The organism is Sulfitobacter sp. CB2047 (genome assembly GCF_000735125.2).
In the GTDB taxonomy this organism is placed as follows: Bacteria; Pseudomonadota; Alphaproteobacteria; order Rhodobacterales; family Rhodobacteraceae; genus Sulfitobacter; species Sulfitobacter pontiacus.
This window is the reverse complement of record NZ_CP072613.1, coordinates 540791-565816: the sequence shown is the minus strand read 5'-3', so window position 1 is coordinate 565816 and position 25026 is coordinate 540791. Positions and strand designations below refer to the sequence as shown.

Annotated in this window: 21 protein-coding genes; 14 read left to right on the top strand and 7 right to left on the bottom strand. The window is 61.5% G+C overall.

What is annotated here, in order from left to right; all coding sequences use genetic code 11:
- The first annotated feature begins 97 nt into the window (after positions 1-97).
- The 3 genes from IV89_RS02660 (at position 98) to polA (ending at position 3875) form a co-directional block, all read left to right on the top strand.
- Positions 98-277, top strand: a complete 180-nt coding sequence (locus tag IV89_RS02660; protein WP_005850479.1) for a zinc-finger domain-containing protein — start codon at positions 98-100, stop codon at positions 275-277.
- Between the two features lie 50 nt (positions 278-327).
- Entirely contained in the window at positions 328-957 is a 630-nt protein-coding gene (locus IV89_RS02655; RefSeq protein WP_240558215.1) for a TIGR02117 family protein, read from the top strand.
- Between the two features lie 119 nt (positions 958-1076).
- Complete coding sequence (gene polA / locus IV89_RS02650; RefSeq protein WP_037942614.1) at positions 1077-3875, top strand: DNA polymerase I; 2799 nt, start codon at positions 1077-1079, stop codon at positions 3873-3875.
- A 25-nt stretch (positions 3876-3900) separates the two neighbouring features.
- Here polA and IV89_RS02645 read toward each other — a convergent pair whose 3' ends face one another.
- Together IV89_RS02645 and IV89_RS02640 are read right to left on the bottom strand one after the other, a co-directional pair.
- The gene (locus IV89_RS02645) at positions 3901-4656 is read right to left on the bottom strand and encodes a TIM barrel protein (RefSeq protein WP_037942612.1); all 756 of its coding nucleotides are present in this window, start codon (positions 4654-4656) and stop codon (positions 3901-3903) included.
- A gap of 49 nt (positions 4657-4705) precedes the next feature.
- A complete protein-coding gene (locus tag IV89_RS02640; protein WP_037942609.1) occupies positions 4706-5284 on the bottom strand; it encodes a DUF1285 domain-containing protein in 579 nt (192 codons plus the stop codon).
- 70 nt (positions 5285-5354) lie between these two features.
- Here IV89_RS02640 and IV89_RS02635 point away from each other — a divergent pair, with 70 nt between their 5' ends.
- From IV89_RS02635 to IV89_RS02615, 5 genes are all read left to right on the top strand, one after another.
- Complete coding sequence (locus IV89_RS02635; RefSeq protein ID WP_005850489.1) at positions 5355-6362, top strand: MoxR family ATPase; 1008 nt, start codon at positions 5355-5357, stop codon at positions 6360-6362.
- On the top strand, positions 6359-7243 hold the full coding sequence (locus IV89_RS02630; protein WP_005850491.1) for a DUF58 domain-containing protein: 885 nt from the start codon (positions 6359-6361) through the stop codon (positions 7241-7243). Before IV89_RS02635 ends, IV89_RS02630 begins: the two co-directional genes overlap by 4 nt.
- Positions 7240-10002 carry a DUF4159 domain-containing protein gene (locus tag IV89_RS02625; RefSeq protein WP_037942607.1) on the top strand — a complete coding sequence of 921 codons (2763 nt, stop codon included), beginning with the start codon at positions 7240-7242 and terminating at the stop codon, positions 10000-10002. Before IV89_RS02630 ends, IV89_RS02625 begins: the two co-directional genes overlap by 4 nt.
- A complete protein-coding gene (locus IV89_RS02620) occupies positions 9999-12041 on the top strand; it encodes a membrane protein (RefSeq protein ID WP_037942605.1) in 2043 nt (680 codons plus the stop codon). The genes IV89_RS02625 and IV89_RS02620 overlap by 4 nt, the downstream gene beginning before the upstream one ends.
- A 103-nt stretch (positions 12042-12144) precedes the next feature.
- Positions 12145-14286 (top strand): response regulator, encoded by a 2142-nt coding sequence (locus IV89_RS02615; protein ID WP_037942603.1) that lies wholly within the window; start codon positions 12145-12147, stop codon positions 14284-14286.
- Here IV89_RS02615 and yaaA read toward each other — a convergent pair.
- From yaaA to IV89_RS02595, 4 genes are all read right to left on the bottom strand, one after another.
- Positions 14271-15050 carry a peroxide stress protein YaaA gene (gene yaaA, locus IV89_RS02610; protein ID WP_037942600.1) on the bottom strand — a complete coding sequence of 260 codons (780 nt, stop codon included), beginning with the start codon at positions 15048-15050 and terminating at the stop codon, positions 14271-14273. The genes IV89_RS02615 and yaaA overlap by 16 nt on opposite strands.
- 29 nt (positions 15051-15079) lie before the next feature.
- Positions 15080-17125 (bottom strand): DNA helicase RecQ, encoded by a 2046-nt coding sequence (recQ, locus tag IV89_RS02605; protein WP_037942598.1) that lies wholly within the window; start codon positions 17123-17125, stop codon positions 15080-15082.
- 109 nt (positions 17126-17234) lie between these two features.
- Complete coding sequence (locus tag IV89_RS02600) at positions 17235-17522, bottom strand: YggT family protein (RefSeq protein ID WP_005850500.1); 288 nt, start codon at positions 17520-17522, stop codon at positions 17235-17237.
- A 102-nt stretch (positions 17523-17624) separates the two neighbouring features.
- Entirely contained in the window at positions 17625-17951 is a 327-nt protein-coding gene (locus IV89_RS02595; protein WP_235183734.1) for a BLUF domain-containing protein, read from the bottom strand.
- A 201-nt stretch (positions 17952-18152) separates the two neighbouring features.
- On the opposite strand from IV89_RS02595, the gene IV89_RS02590 reads away from it, so the two are divergent.
- The 6 genes from IV89_RS02590 (at position 18153) to IV89_RS02565 (ending at position 23543) form a co-directional block, all read left to right on the top strand.
- On the top strand, positions 18153-19526 hold the full coding sequence (locus IV89_RS02590; protein WP_037942596.1) for an MFS transporter: 1374 nt from the start codon (positions 18153-18155) through the stop codon (positions 19524-19526).
- Positions 19523-20458: a penicillin-insensitive murein endopeptidase gene (gene mepA / locus IV89_RS02585; RefSeq protein WP_005850503.1), complete on the top strand. Its 936-nt coding sequence runs from the start codon at positions 19523-19525 to the stop codon at positions 20456-20458. Before IV89_RS02590 ends, mepA begins: the two co-directional genes overlap by 4 nt.
- Before the next feature lie 2 nt (positions 20459-20460).
- The gene (locus IV89_RS02580; RefSeq protein ID WP_037942594.1) at positions 20461-21327 is read left to right on the top strand and encodes an esterase-like activity of phytase family protein; all 867 of its coding nucleotides are present in this window, start codon (positions 20461-20463) and stop codon (positions 21325-21327) included.
- A 92-nt stretch (positions 21328-21419) separates the two neighbouring features.
- A complete protein-coding gene (locus IV89_RS02575; protein ID WP_037942876.1) occupies positions 21420-22040 on the top strand; it encodes a queuosine precursor transporter in 621 nt (206 codons plus the stop codon).
- 332 nt (positions 22041-22372) lie between these two features.
- A complete protein-coding gene (gene arfB, locus IV89_RS02570; RefSeq protein ID WP_005850506.1) occupies positions 22373-22795 on the top strand; it encodes an alternative ribosome rescue aminoacyl-tRNA hydrolase ArfB in 423 nt (140 codons plus the stop codon).
- Positions 22796-22997: 202 nt separating this feature from the next.
- Positions 22998-23543: a hypothetical protein gene (locus IV89_RS02565; protein ID WP_037942593.1), complete on the top strand. Its 546-nt coding sequence runs from the start codon at positions 22998-23000 to the stop codon at positions 23541-23543.
- An 87-nt stretch (positions 23544-23630) separates the two neighbouring features.
- On the opposite strand, the gene pncB is transcribed toward IV89_RS02565, so the two are convergent.
- Positions 23631-24923, bottom strand: coding sequence for a nicotinate phosphoribosyltransferase (pncB, locus tag IV89_RS02560; protein WP_009825586.1), 1293 nt, complete (start codon positions 24921-24923; stop codon positions 23631-23633).
- Between the last annotated feature and the right edge of the window lie 103 nt (positions 24924-25026).

The following is a 25026-nucleotide window of genomic DNA, read 5'->3' as shown; positions in this document are numbered from 1 at the left end:
ACTTGTAAGCAGAGGGCGGCCAAATCACACGGCGCACCCTTGCCCTGCCTGCGCGGTTTGGTCATAAGATGGGCGCATCAAAGCCAAGGACGACAGCATGACATCCCAAGCACCGGAAACCCGCATTGTGAACACCTGGCGCGTCGCCTGTGACGGCAGCGAAGGCGCCTTGGGGCACCCGCGCGTCTGGCTGCAAATCCCGCAAGACAAGGGCTGGGTCGAATGTGGGTACTGCGACTGCAAGTTCATCCACGCCGAGTTTGAGGGCAAGGTCTGACCAAAGCGTTACGATGGCTGGGCGCGCTTGCGCTTTTGCCCGCGTGCTTTGTGCTTGCCGCAGTGATCGGTGCCCTCTGGGCCGCTCCTGCCTCTGATGAACCGCGCGCGGTGCCGACGCGCGAGGTGCTGCTGGTCCACGGACCCATCCACTATGATCTGCTGATCCCGATTGATGATATCTCGGGCCCGCGGTTTGCCGCGCTCGAGACGCGGGGTCTGCCGCTATCGCACCCCGATGCGCGGTGGCTTGTCATCGGATGGGGGGCGCGCAAGTTTTATACGGAAACCCCCACCTATCGCGAATTGAAACCCGGCAATGTCTGGCGCGGGATTATCGGCGACGACGCGGTGCTGCGGATTGATGTCATTGGCCCCATCGCCCCGACCGCCAAACGCCGGACCGTGACGATGACCGAAGGCGCGTACCGCAGGCTGGTCGCGAATGTCTGGTCGGCGCTTGACCCCGGCCCTGACGGGCTGCCCCAACGTGTGGATGTGGATGGGTATACCGCCACCGATGGATTCTTTGCCGCCAAGGGACGCTTTAGCATCCTGCGCACCTGCAACGTCTGGATCGGCGACCAACTTCGCGCGGCAGGGCTGCGGTTCGGACGCTGGACGCCACTACCCTTGTCAGTGAGCCTCTCCTGGCGCCTTTACCAAAGCGAGCCCCGCTAGGCAGGGACGCTCCGCGGGGAGTTTATTTGGCAAAATGAAGCCGGTCGCGGGCAATTGGCCGCTGGAGAGTTTGCCGGCTTCGTGGCACAAGAAAGCTTGTCTGAAAGAGGAGCACCGACATGTCCGGCACATTTGGCAAAGGTCACCATCTGCATCTGATCGACGGGTCGGCGTTTATTTTCCGCGCCTATCACGCGCTGCCACCGCTGACGCGCAAGTCGGACGGGCTGCCGATTGGTGCGGTGGCGGGTTTTTGCAACATGTTGCACCGCTATGTCGAAGGCAACACAGGGCCGGATGCACCGACCCATGTGGCCGTGATCTTTGACAAGGGCAGCCATACCTTCCGCAATGACATGTATGACAAATACAAGGCCAACCGCGAGGCCATGCCCGAAGACCTGCGCCCGCAGATCCCGCTGACCCGTACCGCCACCGAAGCGTTCAACATCGCTTGCAAGGAAAAGGAAGGTTTCGAGGCGGACGACATCATTGCCACGCTCGCCGTGCAGGCACGCGCCGCAGGTGGCCGCTGCACCATCATCAGTTCGGACAAGGATTTGATGCAGCTGGTCGGCGGCGGTGTTGAAATGCTGGATGCGATGAAAAACAAGAGCATCGACCGCGACGGTGTGTTCGAGAAATTCGGCGTCTATCCCGATCGTGTGGTGGATGTGCAGGCGCTGGCGGGCGACTCTGTCGATAACGTCCCCGGGGCACCCGGGATCGGGATCAAGACTGCGGCTTTGCTGATCAACGAATATGGTGATCTCGATGCGCTGCTGGAGCGCGCGGGCGAGATCAAGCAGCCCAAGCGGCGCCAGACCCTGATCGACCATGCTGATCAAATTCGGTTGTCCCGCGATCTGGTCAAGCTGGACGAGAACACGCCGCTGGACTTCACCCTTGACGATCTTGAGGTGCGCGACCCTGATGCAGATCAACTGCTGGGCTTTCTGGCCGAGATGGAGTTTCGCACCCTGTCCAAACGTGTGGCCGAGGTGCTGGGGAAAGAGGCCCCCACCATCGCCGAGGCACCGGTCGCCGCCGATGCCCCGGCCGCGGCGGATGTGCCCTTTGACGCAGATCTCTATGAACACGTCAGTGACACAGCGGCGCTGCAGGCGTGGATCAACCGTATCTACGAATTCGGCTATGTCGCCGTCGATACAGAGACCACCGGGCTGGACGATATGGTCGCGCAGCTTGTCGGCGTTTCGCTCTGTGTCGAACCGGGCAAGGCCTGCTACATCCCGCTCATCCACAAGGCGCGCGGCAGCGATGATCTGTTCGGGAATGATGATCTCGCCGAGGGGCAGATCCCTACCGAAGAGGCGCTGCGCCTGCTGACCCCGATGCTGGAGGATCCCTCGATCCTCAAGATCGGGCAGAACATGAAATACGACAGCAAGATTTTCGCTCAGCTTGGGATCAACGTCGCGCCCATCGACGACACGATGCTGCTGTCTTACGCGATGCACGCCGGGCTGCACGGCCACGGCATGGACACGCTGTCTGAACGCTATCTGTCGCATACACCGATCCCGATCAAGCCGCTGCTGGGGACAGGCAAATCGGCCATCACCTTTGATAAAGTGCCGCTCGCCGATGCGGTGAAATATGCCGCCGAGGATGCCGATATCACTCTGCGTCTGTGGCAATTGTTCAAACCCCAGCTCCACCGCGTCGGGGTGACGAAGGTTTATGAAACGCTTGAACGCCCGCTTGTGCCTGTTTTGGCGGCAATGGAACGCTCTGGCGTGAAGGTGGACCGCGATACGCTGAGCCGGATGTCCAACGCCTTTGCCCAGAAGATGGCGGGGCTTGAGGACGAGATCTATGAGCTCGCCGGGCGTAAATTCAACGTCGGCTCGCCCAAGCAGTTGGGGGAAATCCTGTTCGACGAGATGGGGCTGGAAGGCGGCAAGAAAGGCAAGACGGGGGCCTATGCCACCGGTGCCGATGTGCTTGAGGACCTCGCGACAGAACATGATCTGCCGGCGCGGGTGCTGGACTGGCGGCAGCTGTCCAAGCTGAAATCGACCTATACCGACGCGCTGCAGGATCACATCAACCCCGACACGGGCCGTGTGCATACGTCCTATTCCATCGCGGGGGCGTCGACCGGGCGGCTGGCTTCGACCGATCCGAACCTGCAAAACATCCCGATCCGGTCCGAAGAAGGGCGGCGCATCCGCGAGGCCTTTGTCGCAGAGCCGGGCAAGGCGCTGGTCGCGCTTGACTATTCCCAGATCGAGCTGCGGATACTGGCGCATATCGCCAATATCCCCGAGCTTAAGCAGGCGTTTCAGGACGGGATCGACATTCACGCGCTGACCGCTTCGGAAATGTTCGGCGTGCCGCTGGACGAGATGACGTCGGACGTGCGTCGTCAGGCCAAGGCGATCAACTTTGGCGTGATCTATGGCATCTCGGGCTTCGGTCTGGCGCGCAACCTGCGTATCCCGCGCGCCGAAGCACAGGGGTTCATCGACCGCTATTTCGAACGTTTCCCCGGCATCCGTACCTATATGAATGACACCAAGGCTTTCGCCAAAGAGCATGGCTTTGTGCAGACGCTGTTCGGGCGCAAGATCCACACGCCCGAGATCAGCGCCAAGGGCCCCCGCGCCGGTTTTGCCCAACGGGCGGCCATCAACGCACCTATTCAGGGCACCGCCGCCGATGTGATCCGCCGCGCGATGATCCGCATGCCCGACGCGATCAAGGATCTGCCCGCCACCATGTTGTTGCAGGTCCACGATGAATTGCTGTTCGAGGTGGAGAAAGGGGCCGAGGACGAACTGATCGCCGCCGCGCGCCAGGTGATGGAGAATGCAGCCGATCCGGTGGTCAAACTGGACGTGAAGCTCGACGTGGATGCGGGCGTCGGGGCGAGTTGGGCGGAGGCGCATTAATCGCCTCTGAAGTGCCCCCCTGCGGCTAGCTGAGTGTCATCCAGCCGAGGCTGTCCTCGGTCCGTGGGCCGGGGATATATTCGCCACTGACCCAGCCGCGATACCCCGCGCGGCGCAGGGCGGCGAAGAGCGCGGGGAAATCAACCGTACCCGTACCGGGCGCGCTGCGATCGGGCGCGTCGCCAAGCTGCACATGTACGATCAGGTCTTTGTATTGATCGAACACCGCCACTGCGTCGCCGTGGATCATCTGCGCGTGGTAGCTGTCATACTGCAGCCCAACGTTCGGCCGGTTCACAGCACGCAGCACATCGGCGGCAAGCGCGTAGTCGTTCATGAAATACCCCGGCATCGCGACGGGGTTCAGCGGTTCGACCGTCAGGGTAAGCCCCTTGGGCGCGATATCAGCCGCCCAGATCAGATTGTCGATGAAGGTTTGCCGCGCCAGCGCGCCTTGCCCATTGCCCGCCATGACATGCAGATAGCGGACCTTGAGCGCGGTGGCATATCGAAACGACCGCTGGATATCGGCGCGGAAACGGGCCGCCTGTTCGGGCGCCGCGGCAAAGCCCTGTGCGCCGCCGGTGTAATTGGGCGGCGGGGCGTTGATCAGGATCAGCTGCAAGCCGTTGGCGACACAGGCGCGCAGCGTCTCTTTGGCGGCCAGATCATAGGGGAAAAGCACCTCTACCGCGGTAAATCCTGCCTTCGCGGCGGCGGCAAAACGGTCAAGATAGGGCAGCTCGGGCCACAGCAGAGTAAGGTTCGCGGCTGGCTTCATGAAGGATCATCCGGTTCGGGCCGCTATCGTCGCGCTGTGGCAGGCAGGATCAATCGGGCAGTTCGTCCGAGGGGATAATACCAAAGAAGCTGCCGCCCGACCAGACGCCGAACCAGCCCTCGTGATGGACGCCAAGCTCGACCAACCGGTAAAAGCTTTTGCGGTCGATCAGCGCCTCCAGGTTGCGGCGGATACGCACGTAGGGCGCGGGTTCACCATCTTCTGGGTCGCGCTCAACTCGGATAGGCAGATCGGGGCCGGCGACGGCGATGTCTTCCAGATTGGTCTGGAAGGTCAGCGTCTGGTCGGTGCCACTGCCTTCGGCCTCGAAATCGATGGCGACAAAGGGGGCGTCCTCGACCTTGATGCCGACTTTTTCAACCGGTGTCACAAGGAAATAATCATCTTCTTCGCGGATCAGAATCGATGCGAACAGCTTTACCAGCCCGATGCGTCCGATGGGGGTGCCTTGATAGAACCAAGTGCCGTCGCGTTTGATCTCCATGTCCAGATCGCCGCAAAACGGGGGGTTCCACTTTTCAACCGGCGGCAATCCGCGTGTTTTGGCGGCGGAAACAGAGGCGGCAAGGCTTTCTGCTGTCGGGGTCACGGTTTTTTGTCCACTCATTGCTTTTGCCATTTCCTGTTCACACGATACACTTACATCTAACTGATATAACCCCGAGGACGCAAAAGTCATGACCCAAGCCCGCGATATGGTAGCAGAAATCGAGACGCTTGGCGAAAAGCTGGCCGAGGCGAAGGCGTCGATCAACCGGCGTTTCATCGGGCAGCAACGGGTCGTTGATCTGACGCTGACGGCGCTGCTCTGCGGGGGCCACGGGCTGCTGATCGGTTTACCGGGTCTAGGCAAGACGCGGCTGGTCGAAACGCTGAGCACGGTAATGGGGCTGGATGGCAATCGGGTCCAGTTCACGCCCGATTTGATGCCTGCCGATATTCTGGGGTCAGAGGTGCTGGACACCGCCGCCGATGGCACCCGCGCGTTCCGCTTTGTCGAGGGGCCGATCTTTTGCCAATTGCTGATGGCGGACGAGATCAACCGCGCCTCGCCGCGCACCCAGTCGGCTTTGCTACAGGCGATGCAGGAAAAGACCGTGACCGTCGCCGGACAGGACCGCGCCTTGGGGCATCCGTTTCACGTGCTCGCCACCCAGAACCCTATTGAACAAGAAGGCACCTACCCGCTGCCCGAGGCCCAGCTTGACCGCTTTTTGGTGCAGATCGATGTGGCCTACCCCGACCGGGAGACAGAGCGGGATATTCTGCTGGCCACCACAGGGGATACCGATGCGCAGGCCGCGCCCGTCTTTACCACGGCAGAGCTGCTGGCCGCGCAAACGCTGCTGCGGCAGATGCCTGTGGGTGAATCGGTGGTCGAGCTGATCCTTGATCTGGTCCGCGCCTTCCGCCCTGACGGGCCTGATGCCAGCCCGCAAGTGCGCGATACCGTGGCGTGGGGCCCCGGCCCACGCGCCGCGCAAGCGTTGATGCTGACGGTGCGGGCGCGCGCTTTGTTGCAGGGGCGTCTGGCACCGTCCGCGGAGGATGTCATCGATATGGCCCGTCCTGTGTTGCTGCACCGTATGGCGCTGAACTTCGCGGCGCGCGCTCGTGGCGACAGCCTATCCGCGCTGATTGACACAACCGCTGCCAGCCTGATCGGGAAAAAGGCAGCGGCGTGAACAGCCCCGACACCCTTCGCATCCGATCAGAGGAGCAAGCCGCCCGTTTGCCCGCGCTGCTGGCCCGTGCAGAGCATCTGGCCGGTGCAGTCCTGCTGGGTGCCCATGGGCGTCGACGCGCAGGGGTGGGGGATGATTTCTGGCAATACCGTCCGGCACAGGCCGGGGATAGCCGTCGCAGCATTGATCACCGGCGTTCGGCCATGGGGGACCACGAGTTCGTGCGCGAACGCGAATGGCAGATCGCGCAGTCGGTCATGCTTTGGGTCGATCAGGGGGCGTCCATGCGCTTTGCCTCGACGCCTGCGTTGGAACAGAAGGGCGACCGCGCGCGGCTGATCGGGTTGGCGCTGGCGATCCTGCTGCAACGGGGCGGTGAACGGGTCGGGCTGACCGGCAGCGCCCTGCCCCCGCGATCCGGCAGGCCGCAGATCCTGCGCCTTGCCGAAGCCCTGTGTCAGGACGACGCCGCCGACTACGCCCCGCCGGAACATCGCGCCATGATCCCCCATGCACGGGCTGTGTTCATCTCTGACTTCATGGGGGATCTTGCGGGGGTGACCACAGCGCTGACCAAAGCGGCGGACCGCGGGGTGCGCGGCGTGCTGTATCATGTGCTGGACCCCTCGGAGGAGGCCTTCCCCTTCACCGGTCGCACCATCTTTGAAAGCGTCGGCGGCACGCTGCGCCACGAGACCTTGAAAGCGAACGACCTGAAAGACCGCTATCTGGAACGGCTCGCCGCGCGCAAGGCAGAGCTGCGGCAGCTTTGTGCCCTGACTGGCTGGCAATACGGGCTGCACCACACCGACAGCACCGCACAATCGGCGCTTTTGTGGCTCTATGCGGCGCTGGATACGCGCAGCGGGGGGGCCGCATGACCGTTCTGGGGGGCATCGGCTTTACCGCGCCGTGGATGCTGTTGGCGCTTCTGGCGCTGCCGATCCTGTGGCTGATCCTGCGCGCGGTGCCGCCTGCGCCGATCCGCCGCCGCTTTCCCGGCGTGGCGCTGCTGCTTGGGCTGAGCGATGATGAAAGCGTGTCGGACCGCACGCCGTGGTGGTTGCTGCTGCTGCGCATGCTGGCGGTGGCCGCATTGATCATCGGGCTGGCCGGACCGATCCTGAACCCGCAAGAGGAACAGACCCAAGGCACCGGCCCGCTGCTGATCGTGCTCGACGGGTCTTGGGCGGGAGCCACGCGTTGGCCGCAGCAAACCGAAGCGCTAGAGGCGCAGTTGACCCGTGCGGCACGCGCTGGACGCACTGTCGGTTTTCTGACCCTTACCCGACCAGAAGCACCCGCCTTTCAATCCGCTGACGCATGGCGCAGCCGTCTGGCCGGGTTTGATCCCGCCCCCTGGCAGCCCGCCCCCGCCGACATTGACCGCGCGATAGAGATCGCGGACACGCTTGGCGGTTTCGATACCCTGTGGTTCAGCGACGGGCTAGCCTATGCCGGGCGCGACGCGATGCTTGATGCGCTTCAGGGCAAGGGCAGCGTCGAGGTCTATCAGACTGGTGCAGACGTACTGGCACTGGCCCCCGCGACCTATGAGGACGGGGCGATTACCCTGACCGCCAAGCGCGCCCTCGCTGGTGCCGAGCGGTCGGTGACCATCACTGCGCAGGGCCGTGATCCCGCGGGCAATATCCGCGTCCTCGCCAGCGTTCCGGCCACATTCGAAGCAGAATCAACGCAGGCCAGCGCGGCCCTGTCCCTGCCCGCAGAGCTGCGCGCGCGGATCACGCGTTTCGACATCGCGGGCCAACGCTCCGCCGGGGCGACGACGCTGGTGGATGATGCGCTGCGGCGGCGCGAGGTTGGGCTGATCGCCGGGCGGGAAAACCGCGAGGGGCTGGAGCTGCTGTCCCCCCTGCACTACATCGAACAGGCCTTGGCCCCCGCCGCCGATCTGATTGAGGGGGGAATTGGCGATGTGCTGCCCGCAAACCCAGATGTGATCGTACTGGCCGATATCGCGACCCTATCGGAGGCAGAGCAGGCCCCCTTGATCGACTGGATCGAAGCCGGTGGCATGTTGGTGCGTTTCGCCGGTCCACGCATCGCCGCCAGCGACATCAGCCGAGATACCGAAGACCCTCTGATGCCTGTGCGCCTGCGGGCCGGTGGCCGCAGTGTCGGCGGCGCAATGAGCTGGGGCGCCCCGAAAACGCTGGACAGCTTCCGCGAGTCCTCTCCTTTCTACGGTCTGGAGATACCGCAGGATGTGACCGTCTCGGCCCAGGTCGTCGCGCAGCCCGACCCGACACTGGCAGAGCGTGTGATCGCGTCGCTGAGCGATGGCACCCCGCTGGTCACCCGCAAGCAGGTAGGACAGGGGCAGATCGTATTGTTTCACGTGACAGCGACGGCCGAGTGGTCGACGCTGCCGCTGTCGGGGCTGTTTGTGCAGATGATGGAGCGGTTAGCGATTTCTTCATCTTCCGCCGGTATCGAGGCCTCGGACCTACAAGGCACGACGTGGACGCCCCTGCGCGTGATGGACGGGTTTGGCACACTGTCTGACGCGGGTACGCTGCCCGGTGTGGACGGGGCTGATCTGATGGCCGCGCCTGCGGGCCCAGACCTGCAACCGGGGGTCTATGCCTCTGGCGATCGGCGCATTGCGCGCAATGTGGTGGTTGCAGATACCACCCTGACCCCCGCGGCATGGCCAGCGGATGTGCCAGTACGTGGGCTTGATGTGGCCGATGAACAGCCGCTTGCCGGTTGGCTGTTGTCCCTGTCGATCCTGCTGCTGCTCGCTGATGTCATCGCGTCGCTGTCCTTGTCGGGGCGGCTGCTCAAGCACAGCAATGCCGCAGGGCTGATCCTTGCGGCGCTGATCTATGCACCGACGCAGGCCGATGCGCAGGCGGACGACAGCTTTGCCCTGAACGCCACGGCGGAAATGACGCTGGCCTATGTGATCACCGGCAACGCGTCGGTTGACGAGATGTCGGATGCCGGATTGCGCGGGTTGTCGGATACGCTTTATTTCCGCACCTCGGTCGAACCTGCCAACCCCATCGGGGTAGATCTGGAGCGGGATGAGCTTGCCTTCTTCCCCATGCTATACTGGCCCATCACCCCCGATCAGCCCCGCCCTTCGGATACGGCCTATCGCAAGTTGAACGACTATCTGCGCTCCGGCGGGATGATCCTGTTCGACACACGTGATGCGAATATCGCGGGCTTCGGGGCCGCCAGCCCCAATGGGCGCAAGCTACAAGACCTCGCCGCGCCGCTGGACATCCCCCCGCTTGAACCCTTGCCTGCGGATCACGTGCTGACGCGCACGTTCTATCTGCTGCAGGACTTCCCCGGACGACACAGCGGGCGCGATCTGTGGGTAGAGGCATCGCCCCCCGATGCCGAACAGGTAGAGGGGATGCCGTTTCGCAATCTGAATGACGGGGTGAGCCCGGTTGTCATCGGTGGCAATGACTGGGCCGCGGCCTGGGCCGTGTCCTCGAACGGCGCGCCGATGGTGCCCATCGGGCGCGGTTTCGCCGGGGAACGTCAGCGCGAGCTGGCCTACCGGTTCGGCGTCAATCTGGTCATGCATGTGCTGACCGGCAACTATAAATCCGATCAGGTGCATGTGCCTGCGCTGCTGGACAGGTTGGGCCAATGACATCAACCATCATCTTCGACCCGCTGATCCCGCTACCGATGTTATGGGGCGTTGCCGCACTGGCGTTGGTGGCCGTTGCCTTGGCGGTGCTGCGCGGGTTGCAAGGCTGGGCGCTGCGGGGGGCGGCGATGCTCGTCGTTCTGGCGGCGCTTTCTGGCCCCTCCGTGCAGCAGGAAGACCGCGCGCCGCTGACCGATATCGTCGTGATGCTGGAAGACGAAAGCGCCAGCCAATCCCTCGCAGACCGGCCCGCACAAACCGCCGCCGCCGCAGAGACGTTGGCAGCACAGATCACCGCGCGCGAGAATACGGAACTGCGCCGCGTGACTGTGCCCGATGGGGAGGGCGATAGCGGCACGCAGCTGATGACCGCCCTGTCAGAGGTGCTTGCCGAAGAGCCGCGCGCCCGTATCGCAGGCATCCTTGCGCTCAGCGACGGGCGCATTCACGACGCCGACCTGCCAGTCGATCTGCCCGCACCGATGCATCTGTTGATGACCGGAAAGCAAAGCGATTGGGATCGCCGCCTGTCCGTCCGCAACGCCCCTGCCTTTGCCATCATCGGCGAACCCGTGACCCTGACCCTGCGCATCGACGACCTTGGGGCCGCCCCGCAAAAAGACGCGCTGGCCCCGCTTGAAATTTCGGTCGATGGGGAGCCGCCGCAGACCTTCCGCGTGCCCGTTGGCCAAGATCTGGAACTGCCCGTGACCCTGCCCCACGGCGGGCGCAATGTGATCCGGTTCTCGCTGCCCGAGGCCGAAGGAGAGCTAACCGACCGCAACAATGCCGCGCTGATCCAGATCAACGGGGTGCGCGACCGCCTGCGGGTGCTTCTCGTCAGCGGGGAGCCGCATCAGGGCGGGCGTACGTGGCGCAATTTGCTGAAATCAGACAGCTCTGTCGATCTGGTGCATTTCACGATCCTGCGCCCGCCGGAAAAACAGGATGGCGTGCCGGTGGACGAACTTTCGTTGATCGCCTTTCCCACCCGCGAGTTGTTCATGGAAAAGATCGAGGATTTCGATCTGATCATCTTTGACCGCTACAAACGCCGCGGCATCCTGCCGTCGCTCTATCTTGAAAACGTCGCGAATTATGTGCGCGGCGGGGGTGCTGTGCTGGTCGCTGCCGGGGCGGATTTCGCCAGCGCCGACAGCATCTACCGTTCCCCCCTCGGAGAGGTCTTGCCCGCCACGCCGACCGCGCGGGTGATCGAACAGCCTTACCGCCCGCTGGTGTCCGAGCTGGGGCACCGCCATCCGGTGACCAGCGGCTTGCCCGAACAGGAAACATGGGGACGCTGGCTGCGGCAGATCGATGTGGCCGATCCCTTGGGACATGTGGTGATGACCGGCGAAGATGACCGGCCGCTGCTGATCCTGAACCGTGTGGAGGAAGGGCGCGTTGCGCTCATGGCGTCTGATCATGCGTGGCTGTGGAACCGTGGCTATGAAGGTGGCGGCCCGCAGCTAGAGCTGTTGCGACGCTTGGCCCACTGGATGATGAAAGAACCCGAACTTGAGGAAGAGGCCCTGACCGCCACAGCCGAAGGCCAGACCATGCGCATCACCCGTCGCACGCTGAGGGACGACATCCCGCCTGTCACCCTGACCAACCCCGATGGCAGCACGGCAGAGATCACGCTTTCGCCAGCCACGCCGGGTGTCTTCGAAGGGGTTTACGAAGGCCCCGAGATTGGCCTTTACCGACTGGAGAATGGCGACCAAAGCACAGTGATCGGTTTGGGCCCTGCCGCCCCGCGGGAGTTTGTGGAAACGATTGCCAGCGACGAAACCCTCGCCCCCGTCCTTGCGCCCCTGCGCGGTGGTGTCGCGCGGATCGAGGACGGCCTGCCCCGCCTCCGCGACATACGTGTCGGGCGCCCCGCGGCCGGACGTGGATGGATCGGTCTGACCCCTCGCAACGCCTATGAAACACGTGACGTGCGGCAGATGCCGATCCTGCCCGCGTGGCTCGTCCTGTTGCTGGGCAGCGCCCTAATCCTTGCAGCATGGCTGCGCGAAGGGCGACGTTAACCTTAAAAACAACGCCACCGCCCGATAAATCACGCAACGCTTAAGCAGTTGTTCACCCCAAGCCCCCCATGATCCCCCCGATAGGAGGGATTCGGAGCTTTGGATGAAACCAGCTGACCAGCTTGCCCATGAACAACGCCGCCGCGCAGAGGTGGAAGCGCTGCTTGAACAAACCCAGGCAGAGCTTTGTGCCGCTTACCGCAAGCTGGATGACCACGCGCAAAATGTCTCTGTCGAGATTTCTGAAACACGGGCGGAGGTTGAAAACATCCGCGGCGAAAACAAACGGGTGATGTCCGATCTATGTGCCGCGCGGGAACAGATCGAACTGACCCAACGCCGGCTGTGGCATTCGGTCGAAACCATCCACGACGGCTTTGCCTTTTTCAACAAAGACAATGAAATGATCATGGCCAATCGGTCTTATCTGGCCGTGTTCGACGGTATTGATGCCATCTGTCCGGGTGTCAGCTATTCCACCATCCTGCGTGTGCTCACCGATGAAGGGATCGTAAACATCGGGCGCCGCACACCAGAGGAATGGCGCGCCAAGATGCTTCTGCGATCGCAGCAAAAGGCCCCGGCACCCATCATCATAAAGCTCTGGAATGGCGCATATATCAAGATTGTCGATCAAAGGGGAAAAGGCGGTGATATCGTATCACTCGCTCGCGACATTACCGAAACCGTGGAATACCAACGCAAGCTCGTCGATGCCCGCGCCACGGCCGAGGCAGCCAACAGCGCGAAATCCCTTTTCCTCGCCAAGATGAGTCACGAAATCCGCACACCGATGAACGGGATCGTAGGCATGACGGAGGTGCTTGGCGATACCGCGCTGACCCAAGACCAACGCCTATATGTCGACACCATAAAGACCTCTGGTGAAGCGTTGCTGGTCATCATCAACGACGTTCTGGATTTCTCGCGCATCGAGGCAAACCGGCTGAGCATCCACCCCGCCCCCTTTGATCTGGAACGTGTCTTCCAAGAGGTACTGCTGCTTTTACAGCCCCTTGCGGTGCAAAAGGGGCTGGACCTCGCATTGGATTACGACCTGTTTCTGCCGCGCAAACTGGTCGGGGATGCAGGGCGCATCAGGCAAGTACTTACCAATCTGGTGGGAAATGCTGTTAAGTTTACGCAAAATGGACATATCCTGATCCGCGCCACGGGGCTGCCCGACGCGGGCTCTGGCAACGTACTGATCAAAATCTCCATCGAGGATACGGGCATCGGCATCGCGCCGGACATGATTGAACATATCATGGGGGAATTTACCCAAGCCAGCAGCGACCCCAGCCCCAATGCAGAGGGGACGGGACTGGGGCTCGCTATCTGCCAACGTCTGGTACAACTGATGGGGGGCGAGATTTGGGTCACGTCAGAGCATGGGGTTGGGTCGTGCTTCGGCTTCGAATTGCCCCTGAAGGCCCAAGAGGACAGTGCCGCGCCGCCGCTTAAGCCCCCCCCATTCCTGCGCCATGTCCTGATTGTCGAAAGGGAAACGATCTGCCGATCGATCTTGCAGCGCAATCTGGAACATATCGGTGTGCGCGTGACTTCCTGTGGCACCGGTGAAGCGGGGCTGGCCGCGCTGGACGGCAGTATTGATCTGCTGCTTGTCGACGACACGCTGCCCGATATGGACGGGATCGAATTTGCCCGCGCTGTACATGGCTCCGACCCCGCGACCGAGGTAATCCTGTACAGTCAGACGCCCGACAAAATTCGCGATAGTATGGATGATACGAGCGTGCGCCGGATCATGAAGAACCCGATTAGTGTCACCGAGCTGCTGGCCGAAGTGTCAACGATGCAGCCGGTGCCTGTTGGTACCCGCCCGATGCGGGTCTTGGCGGCCGAGGATAATAAGACCAATCGTCTGGTGCTTCGAAAGATGCTGCAACGGCTGAACATCGACCTGCAACTTGCCACCAACGGGCAAGAGGCCGTTGCGCTGTTTGAAACCTTCCGGCCCGATCTGGTGTTCATGGACATCTCTATGCCCAAGATGAATGGAAAAGACGCCGCCGCCGCCATTCGTGCGCTGGAAGACGGGGCAAGCAGCTGCCCGATTGTCGCGCTGACAGCACATGCCATTCAGGACGAAAAGGAAAGGATACTCGCCGCCGGGCTGGATCATTTCCTCACCAAACCCTTGCGCAAGGCGGAGCTTGTGGCGCTCCTTAACCGTTACTGCCCCAACGCGGCTTTCCCGCTGGAGGGTCAGCTGGTGGGATAGGGCCGCACAAATACGGGTTTTTCCGGCGTCGACAGCTCTTTCTGCCATGCGTATCCGCCGATATCGAAATCCTTGATCGCCTCGGCGTCGGTAAGCCGGTTCTGCACTACGAAACGCGCCATCGCCCCGCGGGCTTTCTTGGCGTAAAAGCTGACAATCTTGGGCCCTTTGCCGTCCGATTTATCTTCCATGAACTGTGGTGTCACAACCGTCGGCACCAACGCCTTAAGGTCGACCGCGCCGAAATATTCCTGACTGGCACAATTCACCAACACCTTGCTGTTGGTCTGTTCCGCCTGTTCGTTCAACGCTTCGGACAGACGCGCGCCCCAATAGTCGTACAGCGATTTGCCCCGCGGGGTTTTCAATCGGCTGCCCATCTCAAGCCGGTAGGCCTGAATGGCATCCAAGGGACGCAGCACACCATAAAGTCCCGACAGAATGCGCAGGTGGTCTTGGGCATAGTCCAGTTCATCAGGGTCCAGGCTGGTCGCTTCCAGCCCCTGATAGGTGTCACCAGCAAAGGCAAAGGCAGCGGGGCGCACAGCATCGGGGGACGGATTTTCCTCGAACGCGGTGAAACGGTCGCGGTTCAGCTTGGCCAGTTTCTCGCTCAGGTGCATCAATGATTGCAGATCACCAACGCTCAGCCCGCGGGCCACCTTGACCAAGGCGACCGCATCTTCCTGCAGGTCGGGCGTCGTCATAGCGACGTCGCGCGGGGTCCAGTCCATTTTCTTGGCGGGAGAGATAACGGTCAGCATGGATATTCCTTTTTTGGTCGCAGCAAGAGCTAGCCCGCTTGCTGCAAAACGTCCAGAAATGCGGGGCCAAACCTTTCGGTGCGTTTCTCGCCCAAAATGCGTTCGATGGCATCAAGGTTCGGCGCGTGCAGCTGCGCCACTTTTGCCAGCAGCGAGGTCGAGCAGCTCAACGGTTTTTCGCCGCCATCCGCCCCGCGAGACAAGGTGGTTTGCACTTCGCGCAATTGATCGAACACCGATCCTGCCGCGCGCCCCGCCAGCTTGCGCCGCGTCGGGTGCATCTCGGCGGCGGCCCCGTTGATCACCTCTAGAAACGCATCGCCAAAATTCTCGAGCTTTTTGGCCCCCACCCCGCCGATACGGGCCATGGCGTCCAGTGTATCCGGGCGTTTCTCGGCCATCTCGATCAGGGTGCGGTCATTAAAGATGATATAGGCGGGCACTTTTGCGGCTTCTGCCAGCCCGCGGCGTTTCGCCTTGAGCGCAGAGAGCAGCGGCGCATCCTCGTCGCTGACCATCGCCTTGACCGCAGGACGGCGCTGCGATGCGGCGGCGCGGATACTGTCCCGGCGCAGAGAGATCGACGCCTCACCGCGCAGGATTGGCAATGCGGCATCGGTCATGCGCAGCGCACCGTGACGTGCGGCATCGGGGCGCACCAGATCGTGCCCCATCATTTGCCGGAACACCGCCTGCCATTCGCGTTTGTCATATTCCTTGCCCACGCCATAGGTCGGTAAATCGCTGTGCCCGCGTTCACGGATTTTATCGGTTTCATTGCCCAACAGGATGTCGATCAGATGGCCTGCGCCAAACCATTCCTCGGTGCGCAGCATCGCCGACAGCGCCTTGCGCACGGCGGTGGTCCCGTCAAACACATCGACAGGTGTATCGCAAAGGTCGCAATTGCCACAGGTGACATCGGTTTCATCAAAGTATTTCAACAGGTTCGCACGGCGACACGCCAATGCTTCGGCCAGCCCCAGCAGCGCGTTCAACCGTGCATGATCAGCGGCGCGCCGTTCGGGTGGGGCGAGCCCTTCGTCGATCTGGCTGCGGCGCAAACGGATATCATCAGGGCCGAACAACGTCAGCGTCTCGGCCGGAGCACCATCGCGACCCGCCCGCCCGATTTCTTGATAGTAGGCTTCGATGGATTTCGGCAGATCGGCGTGGGCCACCCAGCGGATATCCGGCTTGTCGATGCCCATGCCAAAGGCCACTGTCGCCACTACAATCAGCCCGTCTTCCTGCTGGAAACGGCGTTCGGCGGTGCGGCGGTCGTCCGCCTCCATCCCGCCATGATAATGCAGTGCCAGATGCCCGTCGTCGCGCAACGCTTTGGCCAACCCTTCGGTCTTGGCCCGCGTTCCGCAATAGACGATGCCCGACTGCCCCCTACGCCCTGACGCAAAGTTCAGTATCTGCGCGCGCGGCCCGTTTTTGGCCGCAAAAGCCAGATGGATATTGGGCCGGTCGAACCCGCGCAGGAAGGCGCGCGGGGGGACACCGTCGAATAGTTTCTGAACGATCTCGGCTTGGGTTTCCGTGTCCGCCGTTGCGGTGAACGCGGCCAGCGGAACGTCAAGCGTGCGACGCAATTCGCCGATGCGCAGGTAATCGGGGCGGAAATCATGGCCCCACTGGCTGACGCAATGCGCCTCGTCCACGGCGATGAGCGATACGCCAACCCGTTTGAGCATGCCCGTAACCGACCCGGCAGCGAGCCGTTCGGGGGCCATGTAGAGCAGCTTGAGCGTCCCGGCCTCAAGCCCTTCCCACACGGCATCGGTTTCCTCTGGCGTATTGCCAGAGGTCAGCGCCCCCGCCCCGACGCCAAGCTCTTGCAGCGCGCGGACCTGATCGCGCATCAGGGCAATCAACGGCGATATCACCACCGTCACCCCGTCGCGCAAAAGTGCAGGCATTTGGAAACAAAGAGATTTACCACCACCCGTGGGCATGATGGCCAATGTGTTTTCGCCGGCGGTAACGGCCTCTACGATCTCTTGCTGGCCGGGGCGGAACCCGTTAAATCCAAAGACATCACGAAGTAGCGTGGCAGCGCCTGACATGAAAAACCCAACTGTATCTAACCTGCAGTTTGCAGAATCTCATAGTCGCGGGCGGGGAACAATCCCTGCCTGTGCGTCCAGCGGGGTCTTTGCCCCAGCAGCCACCCGATCAGTAGAACAGCGCGGCGTTGTTGATCAGCAGGATACGCAAAACGGCAACGGCGATCAGAACGACCAGCGGTGCCAGATCAAGCCCGCCCATTTGCGGCAGAAAGCTGCGGACCCGCCCATAAACAGGCTCCAACAAGCGATTCAGCCCATCCCAAACTTGCGCCACCAAAGGTTGACGAAGATTTAAAACCTGAAAATTAATCAGCCAGCTCATGATGACATGCGCGATGATGATGAACCAAACGATGTTCAGCAGAAGCATCAGGATCTGAAACAGGGATGTCATAAGGGGGCCTTTCGTTGCACAGCGCGAAAGTAGGTGCGCTGGCATCAAAGAACAAGAGCGGCAGCGCCTTGGCACCGCCGCTCTTGGTAAAATCGCATCACATCACGCTTGCATCGCGTTGATGACGACAGAAAAATCCAGACTATCGACCTGAAGCATGGACCAATCGGCGAAATGCCGTGTCTCGATCGGCTTTTCGTCGAGGATTTTGAAGCCGCTGTGACGACTGTCTTTCTGGATGTTTTCGATCAACTGGCGGATGGCGGCTTCTTCGCCCTCAAGCACCTGACAAAAGTTGCGTCCGTTGTAGGCCAAGGCACCGGTGACACCGTGTTTTTCATTCTCGCGCACAGCGACGGTAAATATGTCGGCAACATCCGCCTTAGAGACCGAAGGAACTGCGGTGCTGAAGTACAAAAGCCGGATCATCGACATACGGAGCCTCGTAAAATTATCCAAAACATTCTTAACGTTGGCACCCTGTGTAGGCAAAAAGGATTTGAAAAGCGACCCTTTTGACATGTCTTGTGACATACTGATGGGCAGTTCACGCTAGCGTTGCGCCCAACACCGCTCTTGCGCCGCGTAGGGCTGCTGCACTACCGTCCGTCAAAACAGGAGAAAGCAGTCATGGCAGCCACGTCAGCGCGCAAGAAAATCTGGGGCTGGTATTTCTTTGACTGGGCCAGCCAACCCTATAACACGCTTCTTCTGACGTTTATTTTCGGCCCCTACTTCGCGCAAACAGCAACGGCAAATCTTGTGGATAGCGGCATGGCGCTGGATGCGGCCAAGGCGCAGGCACAGGCCTATTGGGGCTACGGGCTGACGGTTGCGGGGATCATGATCGCGATACTGGCCCCGACACTTGGGGCGGTGGCTGATTCATCGGGCAAACGGATGCCGTGGATCTGGCTGTTTTCGGGGCTTTATGTGGTGGGGTCAGCCGCGCTGTGGTGGACCGCGCCGCAAGATTTCTCGGTCCTGTGGGCGCTGTTCTTCTTTGGCATTGGCCTGATCGGGATGGAATTCGCGACAATTTTCACCAACTCCTATCTGCCAGAGCTGCATCCCGACCCGGGAGAGCGCGGGCGGCTGTCGGGGTCAGGCTGGGCTTTTGGCTATGTGGGCGGTGTCGTGGCGCTGATCGTGATGATCGCGCTGTTTCAGGCGGGCAGCAACGGGCGCACGATGGCGGGGCTGAGCCCGCTTTTCGGGCTGGACCCCACGACCAAAGCCGATACGCGCATCGTCGGGCCGCTGACCGCAATCTGGTACGCGGTCTTTATGATCCCCTTCTTTCTTTATGTGCGCGATACGCCGGTGACCGGCGCGGCGCGGTACCGCGTGGGGCAAGGGCTTTCTGATCTGTGGGTCACGCTCAAGAACCTGCCGCGTCACCCGTCGCTACTGGCCTATTTGGGGTCATCCATGTTTTACCGCGATGCGCTTAACGGAATGTACACATTCGGCGGGATATACGCGCTTGGCGTATTGAACTGGAGCATTATTGATATCGGCGTCTTCGGGATACTTGCCGCGATCTCAGGCGCGGTGTTCTGCTGGGTGGGCGGGCGTGTGGATCGTGCGATCGGGCCGATGCCTGTGATCGTAACATGCTGTCTGATCCTGATTGCAACGGCCGTGCTGATCATCTCGCTGACGCCCAACTCGATTATGGGCATCACGCTGGCCGAAGGATCCTCCGCGCCCGACATCGCCTTTTACATCGCTGGTGCGTTGATCGGGGCGGCGGGCGGGGCGCTGCAGGCATCGTCGCGCAATATGCTGACCCGTCAGGGCAACCCCGACCGCATGACAGAGGCGTTTGGCCTTTACGCGCTGTCAGGCAAAGCGACCTCGTTTCTGGCCCCTGCGCTGATCGCCATCGCTAGCGACGTATCCGGCAGCCAACGGATCGGGATCGCCCCTGTCGTAGGGCTGTTCATCATCGGCCTGGTTCTGTTAGTCTGGGTGAAACCGAACGGAGATTTCGCGAAATGATCCTGACACGAATCCTCACATGTACCGCGCTAGCCCTCACGCTGGCGGCCTGCGGCGGGTCACCGTCCAAGCCGAATGCGGAAGCGTCCAAAATCCTGCCGACCATCGGGTCGTCGGGGGGCGCGCGCAGCAACATTCAGGCCAAGAAGCTTTTTGGCGCGAAAGCCGACGGGTCACGGCAGTCTTCCGCCGCTTACGGCAGCTATTCAAAGGGCTGTGTCGCGGGGGCACAACAACTGGCGGAAACGGGGCCGACCTGGCAAGCCATGCGCCTGTCGCGCAACCGCAACTGGGGCCACCCGGAGATGATCGATTACATCAAAACGCTCAGCGCGAAGGCCGCGCAGCAACCCGGATGGGAAGGGCTGTATGTCGGCGATATCAGCCAGCCCCGTGGCGGCCCGATGCTGACAGGGCACGCCAGTCACCAGATGGGTCTGGACGCCGATTTCTGGATGCTTCCGCCCAAGTCGCTGTCGCTCAGCCGGGCAGAGCGTGAAAGTATTTCCTCTATCTCCATGCGTCGGGCCAGCGGTGCCTATGTGAACAGCAGCTGGACCCCGCAGCACCATCAGGTGCTCAAGGCCGCGGCATCTGATCCCCGCGTGGCGCGCATCTTTGTTTTCCCCGGGGCCAAGGTGCAGATGTGTGCCGATGAAAAGGGCGACCGCAGCTGGCTGCGCAAAATCCGTCCTTGGTACGGGCACCACTATCATTTCCACGTTCGGCTAAGCTGCCCCAAAGGGGCGACCGGCTGCGTCAACCAGGATCCGCCCCCTGCGGGCGACGGCTGCGCCGATGCGCGTCAGTGGCAGGCGAATATCCTGAACCCGCCCCCCCCAAACCCCAATGCGCCGAAGCGCAAGCCAAAGCGCGAACTGCTGCTTGCTGACCTGCCAGCGCAATGCCAATCCGTGCTGGATTCGAACTAAGCTTGCTACAGATCCTTTTTGCCCTCGGCTTTGCCTCCGCTGCTTTTGCGGCGGGTGCAAATGGCCCTATCGCGCAGCATCAACAGTTGACGTGGGAGCATGACGCGCCCTGGTTCGGTGGCCTGTCCGGTGTCGAGATGCGCGCTGATGGCAAACAGCTTACCGCGATCAGTGACCGCGGGCGGATTATCGTGGCCGACCTGTCGCGCGACGCGCTTGGCACGCTGACGGGGATGGAGATCATCCATTCCGTCGCGCTGCGCGATAAGAACGGCGCGGTGATGGACAAACCCGAGGCCGACGCCGAAGGTCTGGCGATTGCGCCGGATGGCAGCATCTTTATCAGCTACGAAGGCGATCATCGCATCGCGCGTACCAACCTTGCCGACGGCACCCCATTGCAGTTCATCGCCCCGCCCGAGGACGCATTGCTGCGCGACAATGCCGGGTTTGAAGCTTTGGCGGTCGATGCAACGGGCGCGCTTTATGCCTTGCCCGAGGATAACCGCGGCGATCAGATCCCGCTGTACAAATACCAAGACGGCACGTGGCGCATCGCGGCCTACCTCGAGAATGACAGCCCCTTTGTCCCCGTGGGTGCGGATTTCGACGATGAAGGGCGGTTGTATCTGCTCGAGCGTACGGTCACCCCGCTGGGGTTTCGCACGCGCCTGCGGCGGATCGAACTCTCTGGGGATCAGGCCAGCGCGGTGACGCTGCTGCAAACCCTGCCCGCGCGATATGACAATCTAGAGGCGCTGACCGTTTGGCGCGACGCCATTGGGCGCACGCGGGTGATGATGATATCAGACGATAATTTCCTCTCCGTGCAGGAAACCCAGGTGATCGAGCTGACGATAACGCAATAGCTTGCGCGGGTGCCCCGCCTTCCCTACAACGCATGACGTCTGCGATCCCCGAAGGCCAAGTCGCCGCACCCTTGCAAAAAACGGTTTCAAATATGACACGCACCTACCTTCCCGGCATTCTTGCCATGGCCGCCATCGTTGTGGCCTCCAACATTCTTGTTCAGTTCCTCTTTGGCCAATGGCTGACTTGGGGCGCGTTCACCTATCCGCTGGCGTTTCTGGTCACCGACGTGATGAACCGCGTCTACGGCAAGGATGCCGCGCGCCGTGTCGTGCTGGTAGGCTTTGTCGTGGGGCTGGTCTGTTCGCTGATCGGGACACAGATCATGGGCGAATTCGGGCCGCTGGTGACCCTACGCATCGCGATCGGGTCCGGTGTGGCATTCCTCGTGGCGCAATTGGTCGATGTTGCGATCTTCTCTGCGCTGCGCGATGGCACGTGGTGGCGTGCGCCTTTGGCCAGCACGCTGGTCAGCAGCACGCTTGATACGTTGCTATTTTTCTCGATCTCATTTTCCGGTGTCCTGTCGTTCCTGCATCCTGCAACCGATGTGTCCTGGGCGGCCGAAATGTTGCCATTGCTCGGCAGCGGCCCGCTCGCGCCGCTTTGGGTATCGCTGGCCGTTGCAGACTGGTCTGTGAAACTCGGGATTGCGCTGATTGCCCTGATCCCCTTCCGCATCATCACTGCACAACTTTTGACCCGCAGTTGATAGGCACCCTTTTGTGAACCGGGACGGCTGCAGAAAACGTTTTGCGTTTTCAGATTACTGTGCCAGTCTTCAAGTGAGTTCAACAAATGTAAAGGAGGTGATCCAGTGTCAAGAACGGTATTGGAGCGAGGTGTCGGAACAGCTTGGGAGGTATCCCGTTAGGGCAGCCCCTGACGGTTGAAACAACCCGGGTGGATCGCCGATCTAACCGATCCCACCTCCTTAAACCCTTCGATTGGGCCGCTCCGCACCAGGGCGGCCCTTTTCGTATCTGGGCGTTCCCCTTTCCCTTGGGTCTGCGCGATGCGATAGTCGCCATGAAGGAGAGTTTGATGCTGCGGATCACGGACGAGATTGCCATTCAGGACTGGGAGCTGACGGAAAGCTTCATGCGTGCCTCCGGGCCCGGCGGTCAGAATGTTAACAAGGTCTCAAGCGCCGTGGAACTGCGGTTCGAGGCCGCGACCTCCCCTTCTATTCCGACGCCGGTCAAAAACCGTCTGCGCAGACTGGCGGGCCGTCGTTGGACGACCGAGGGCGCTTTGGTGCTGCAATGTGACGAAACCCGAAGTCAGGTCCGCAACCGCGAGATTATCCGCGAGCGCCTGAAGGAACTGATCACCGCCGCGTTGAAGCCGCCCAAAAAGCGTATCCCGACACGCCCCACGCTCGGTTCGAAGAAACGCCGGCTGAAGGCGAAAAAGACGCGGGGCGAGGTGAAGGCGCTGCGCGGGCGGGTAGATCCGCCGGAATAGCCTGCCGCGGGGCCTGCCCTGCGCGCCCGTTCCATCACTTCTATTGCAGCACCGCTATCTCGCCGTTTTTTGCCGGTATGCGCCCCCTATCGGCAAATCGCCGCCAGAGCGCCGAATCCGCGCCGGAACGGATCGCCGCGGCCCGGTGTTCCCCTCGCAGACATACAAGCGATGTCTGGTAGTAAATCTAAGGAGAACTCAGATGAAACTTACGACCACAACACTGATCGCGACCCTGATGGCCACCGGCGTTTCCACCGCAGCGATGGCGCAAACTTCTGTTGATGGTGCCGTTGGCGGCGCAGCAGACGTAGGGTCGGGCATCAGCGCTGACGTTGGCGCATCCGGTTCACTATCCACCGATTCCACACTGAAACAAGCCAAGGGTGCCGTGACCGACACCGGCGACACCGCGCAGGAAAACTATGGTCAGTTGATCCAGGAACTGCGCGCTGGTGCCGAAACCGACACGCAGACCCAAGCAGAAATTGACGCCTTCGATGCCGACGCCAAGCTGGACGTCGTAACCGTGTCGGAGCTCAAGGCATCCAAACAGGGGACCACAACCGCGCTGGACGACGCGCTGGACGCACAGGCCGAGGCCGTTGATGACATGCGCGCCTCTGTTGACGCCAATGCTGACCTGAGCGCAGAGCTGGAAGCCGAAGGCTTCACCTCGGAAGAGGTCGTGGCCGTGCGCGGTAACGGTATGGGCGGTCTGACCCTGATCGTCGACGACCGCGGCTAAGCGATTTGCAGTTATGCCCCGCACCCCACGCAGGCGGCATTAAGCAGAGGGGCTGGTGGGAAACCACTGGCCCCTTTTGCCGTCGGATCAGACGATAACTTTCTGAGCCGCTTGATCGCCGACGCCAAAGACACGTTTGTAACGGTCAATCTCTGACTGCGGGCCCATTGCTTTGTTAGGGTTATCCGACAGCTTCACCGTCGGGCTGCCGTTCGCCTTGACCGCTTTGCACACCAACGAAAACGGGGCGAGCGCGTCGTCAGGCACCAGCCCGCGGAAATCGTTTGTCAGCAAGGTGCCCCACCCAAAGGAGGCTTTGACCTTGCCCGCGAACTGTTGATGCAGTTCCTTGATCTTGGCGACATCCAGACCGTCGCTGAAAATAACCCGCTTTTCACTGGGGTCTTCACCGCGGGACTTCCACCAGTCGATCGCGGTCTGTGCCGCCACCGCCGGATCACCACTGTCGACGCGGATGCCGGTCCAGCCCGCCAGCCAGTCGGGCGCGTTATCCAGAAAGCCTTTCGTGCCGTAAGTATCCGGCAGAATGATACGCAGGTTGCCTTCGTGTTCATCGTGCCAGTCTTGCAGAACGTCATAGGGCGCTTGCGCAAGTGCGGCGTCGTCCTTGGCCAATGCAGCATAGACCATCGGCAGTTCATGCGCGTTGGTGCCGATCGCCTCTACCTCGCGGCTCATGGCGATTTTGCAGTTTGACGTACCGGTAAAGGCGTCGCCCAAGCCTTCCTGCATGGCCTGCACACACCAATCCTGCCACAGGAACGAATGGCGGCGACGGGTGCCGAAATCGGCGATGGACAGATCGGGAATTTCCCGCAGGGCTTCGATCTTTTCCCAAACACGGGTCATGCCGCGCGCATAGAGCACCTGCAGTTCGAACCGGCCCATACGGTCCAACACGGCGCGGCTGCGCAGCTCCATCAAGACGGCCAGGGCGGGGATCTCCCACAGCATCACCTCGGGCCACGACCCTTCGAATGTCAGCTCGTATTGGTCGCCCTTACGCTCAAGATGATAGGGCGGCAGGCGCAGGCCCTCGAACCACTCCATGAAGTCGGGGCGGAACATCTGGCGCTTGCCGTAAAAAGTATTCCCACGCAGCCAAGTGCTTTCCCCGCGGCTGAGTGACAGCGACCGGATGTGATCAAGCTGTTCGCGTAGCTCGCCTTCGTCGATGAGATCGGCCAGCGGGATATGCTTGGAACGGTTGATCAGGCTGAATGTGACCTGTGTTTCCGGCTTGTTGCGAAAAACCGACTGGCACATCAACAGCTTATAGAAATCCGTATCGATCAGGGACCGCACGATAGGGTCGATCTTCCACTTGTGGTTCCAGACGCGGCTTGCAATGTCGACCATGTTCAAAGCTCCCTTAGGCGGTGTGTTTGTGGCCCATCCATCTTGTACGGGCAAGGGAATTGCCGCTGACACAGTGCAAAACCTGTGGTAATCCACCGGCTTA

Bases quoted from the DNA above. Each gene is read 5' to 3' on its own strand.
- IV89_RS02660 (WP_005850479.1), top strand. From the start codon at position 98: ATGACATCCCAAGCACCGGAAACCCGCATTGTGAACACCTGGCGCGTC.
- polA (WP_037942614.1), top strand. From the start codon at position 1,077: ATGTCCGGCACATTTGGCAAAGGTCACCATCTGCATCTGATCGACGGG.
- IV89_RS02645 (WP_037942612.1), bottom strand. From the start codon at position 4,656: ATGAAGCCAGCCGCGAACCTTACTCTGCTGTGGCCCGAGCTGCCCTAT.
- IV89_RS02640 (WP_037942609.1), bottom strand. From the start codon at position 5,284: ATGAGTGGACAAAAAACCGTGACCCCGACAGCAGAAAGCCTTGCCGCC.
- IV89_RS02635 (WP_005850489.1), top strand. From the start codon at position 5,355: ATGACCCAAGCCCGCGATATGGTAGCAGAAATCGAGACGCTTGGCGAA.
- IV89_RS02625 (WP_037942607.1), top strand. From the start codon at position 7,240: ATGACCGTTCTGGGGGGCATCGGCTTTACCGCGCCGTGGATGCTGTTG.
- IV89_RS02620 (WP_037942605.1), top strand. From the start codon at position 9,999: ATGACATCAACCATCATCTTCGACCCGCTGATCCCGCTACCGATGTTA.
- IV89_RS02615 (WP_037942603.1), top strand. From the start codon at position 12,145: ATGAAACCAGCTGACCAGCTTGCCCATGAACAACGCCGCCGCGCAGAG.
- yaaA (WP_037942600.1), bottom strand. From the start codon at position 15,050: ATGCTGACCGTTATCTCTCCCGCCAAGAAAATGGACTGGACCCCGCGC.
- recQ (WP_037942598.1), bottom strand. From the start codon at position 17,125: ATGTCAGGCGCTGCCACGCTACTTCGTGATGTCTTTGGATTTAACGGG.
- IV89_RS02600 (WP_005850500.1), bottom strand. From the start codon at position 17,522: ATGACATCCCTGTTTCAGATCCTGATGCTTCTGCTGAACATCGTTTGG.
- IV89_RS02595 (WP_235183734.1), bottom strand. From the start codon at position 17,951: ATGATCCGGCTTTTGTACTTCAGCACCGCAGTTCCTTCGGTCTCTAAG.
- IV89_RS02590 (WP_037942596.1), top strand. From the start codon at position 18,153: ATGGCAGCCACGTCAGCGCGCAAGAAAATCTGGGGCTGGTATTTCTTT.
- mepA (WP_005850503.1), top strand. From the start codon at position 19,523: ATGATCCTGACACGAATCCTCACATGTACCGCGCTAGCCCTCACGCTG.
- IV89_RS02575 (WP_037942876.1), top strand. From the start codon at position 21,420: ATGACACGCACCTACCTTCCCGGCATTCTTGCCATGGCCGCCATCGTT.
- arfB (WP_005850506.1), top strand. From the start codon at position 22,373: ATGCTGCGGATCACGGACGAGATTGCCATTCAGGACTGGGAGCTGACG.
- IV89_RS02565 (WP_037942593.1), top strand. From the start codon at position 22,998: ATGAAACTTACGACCACAACACTGATCGCGACCCTGATGGCCACCGGC.
- pncB (WP_009825586.1), bottom strand. From the start codon at position 24,923: ATGGTCGACATTGCAAGCCGCGTCTGGAACCACAAGTGGAAGATCGAC.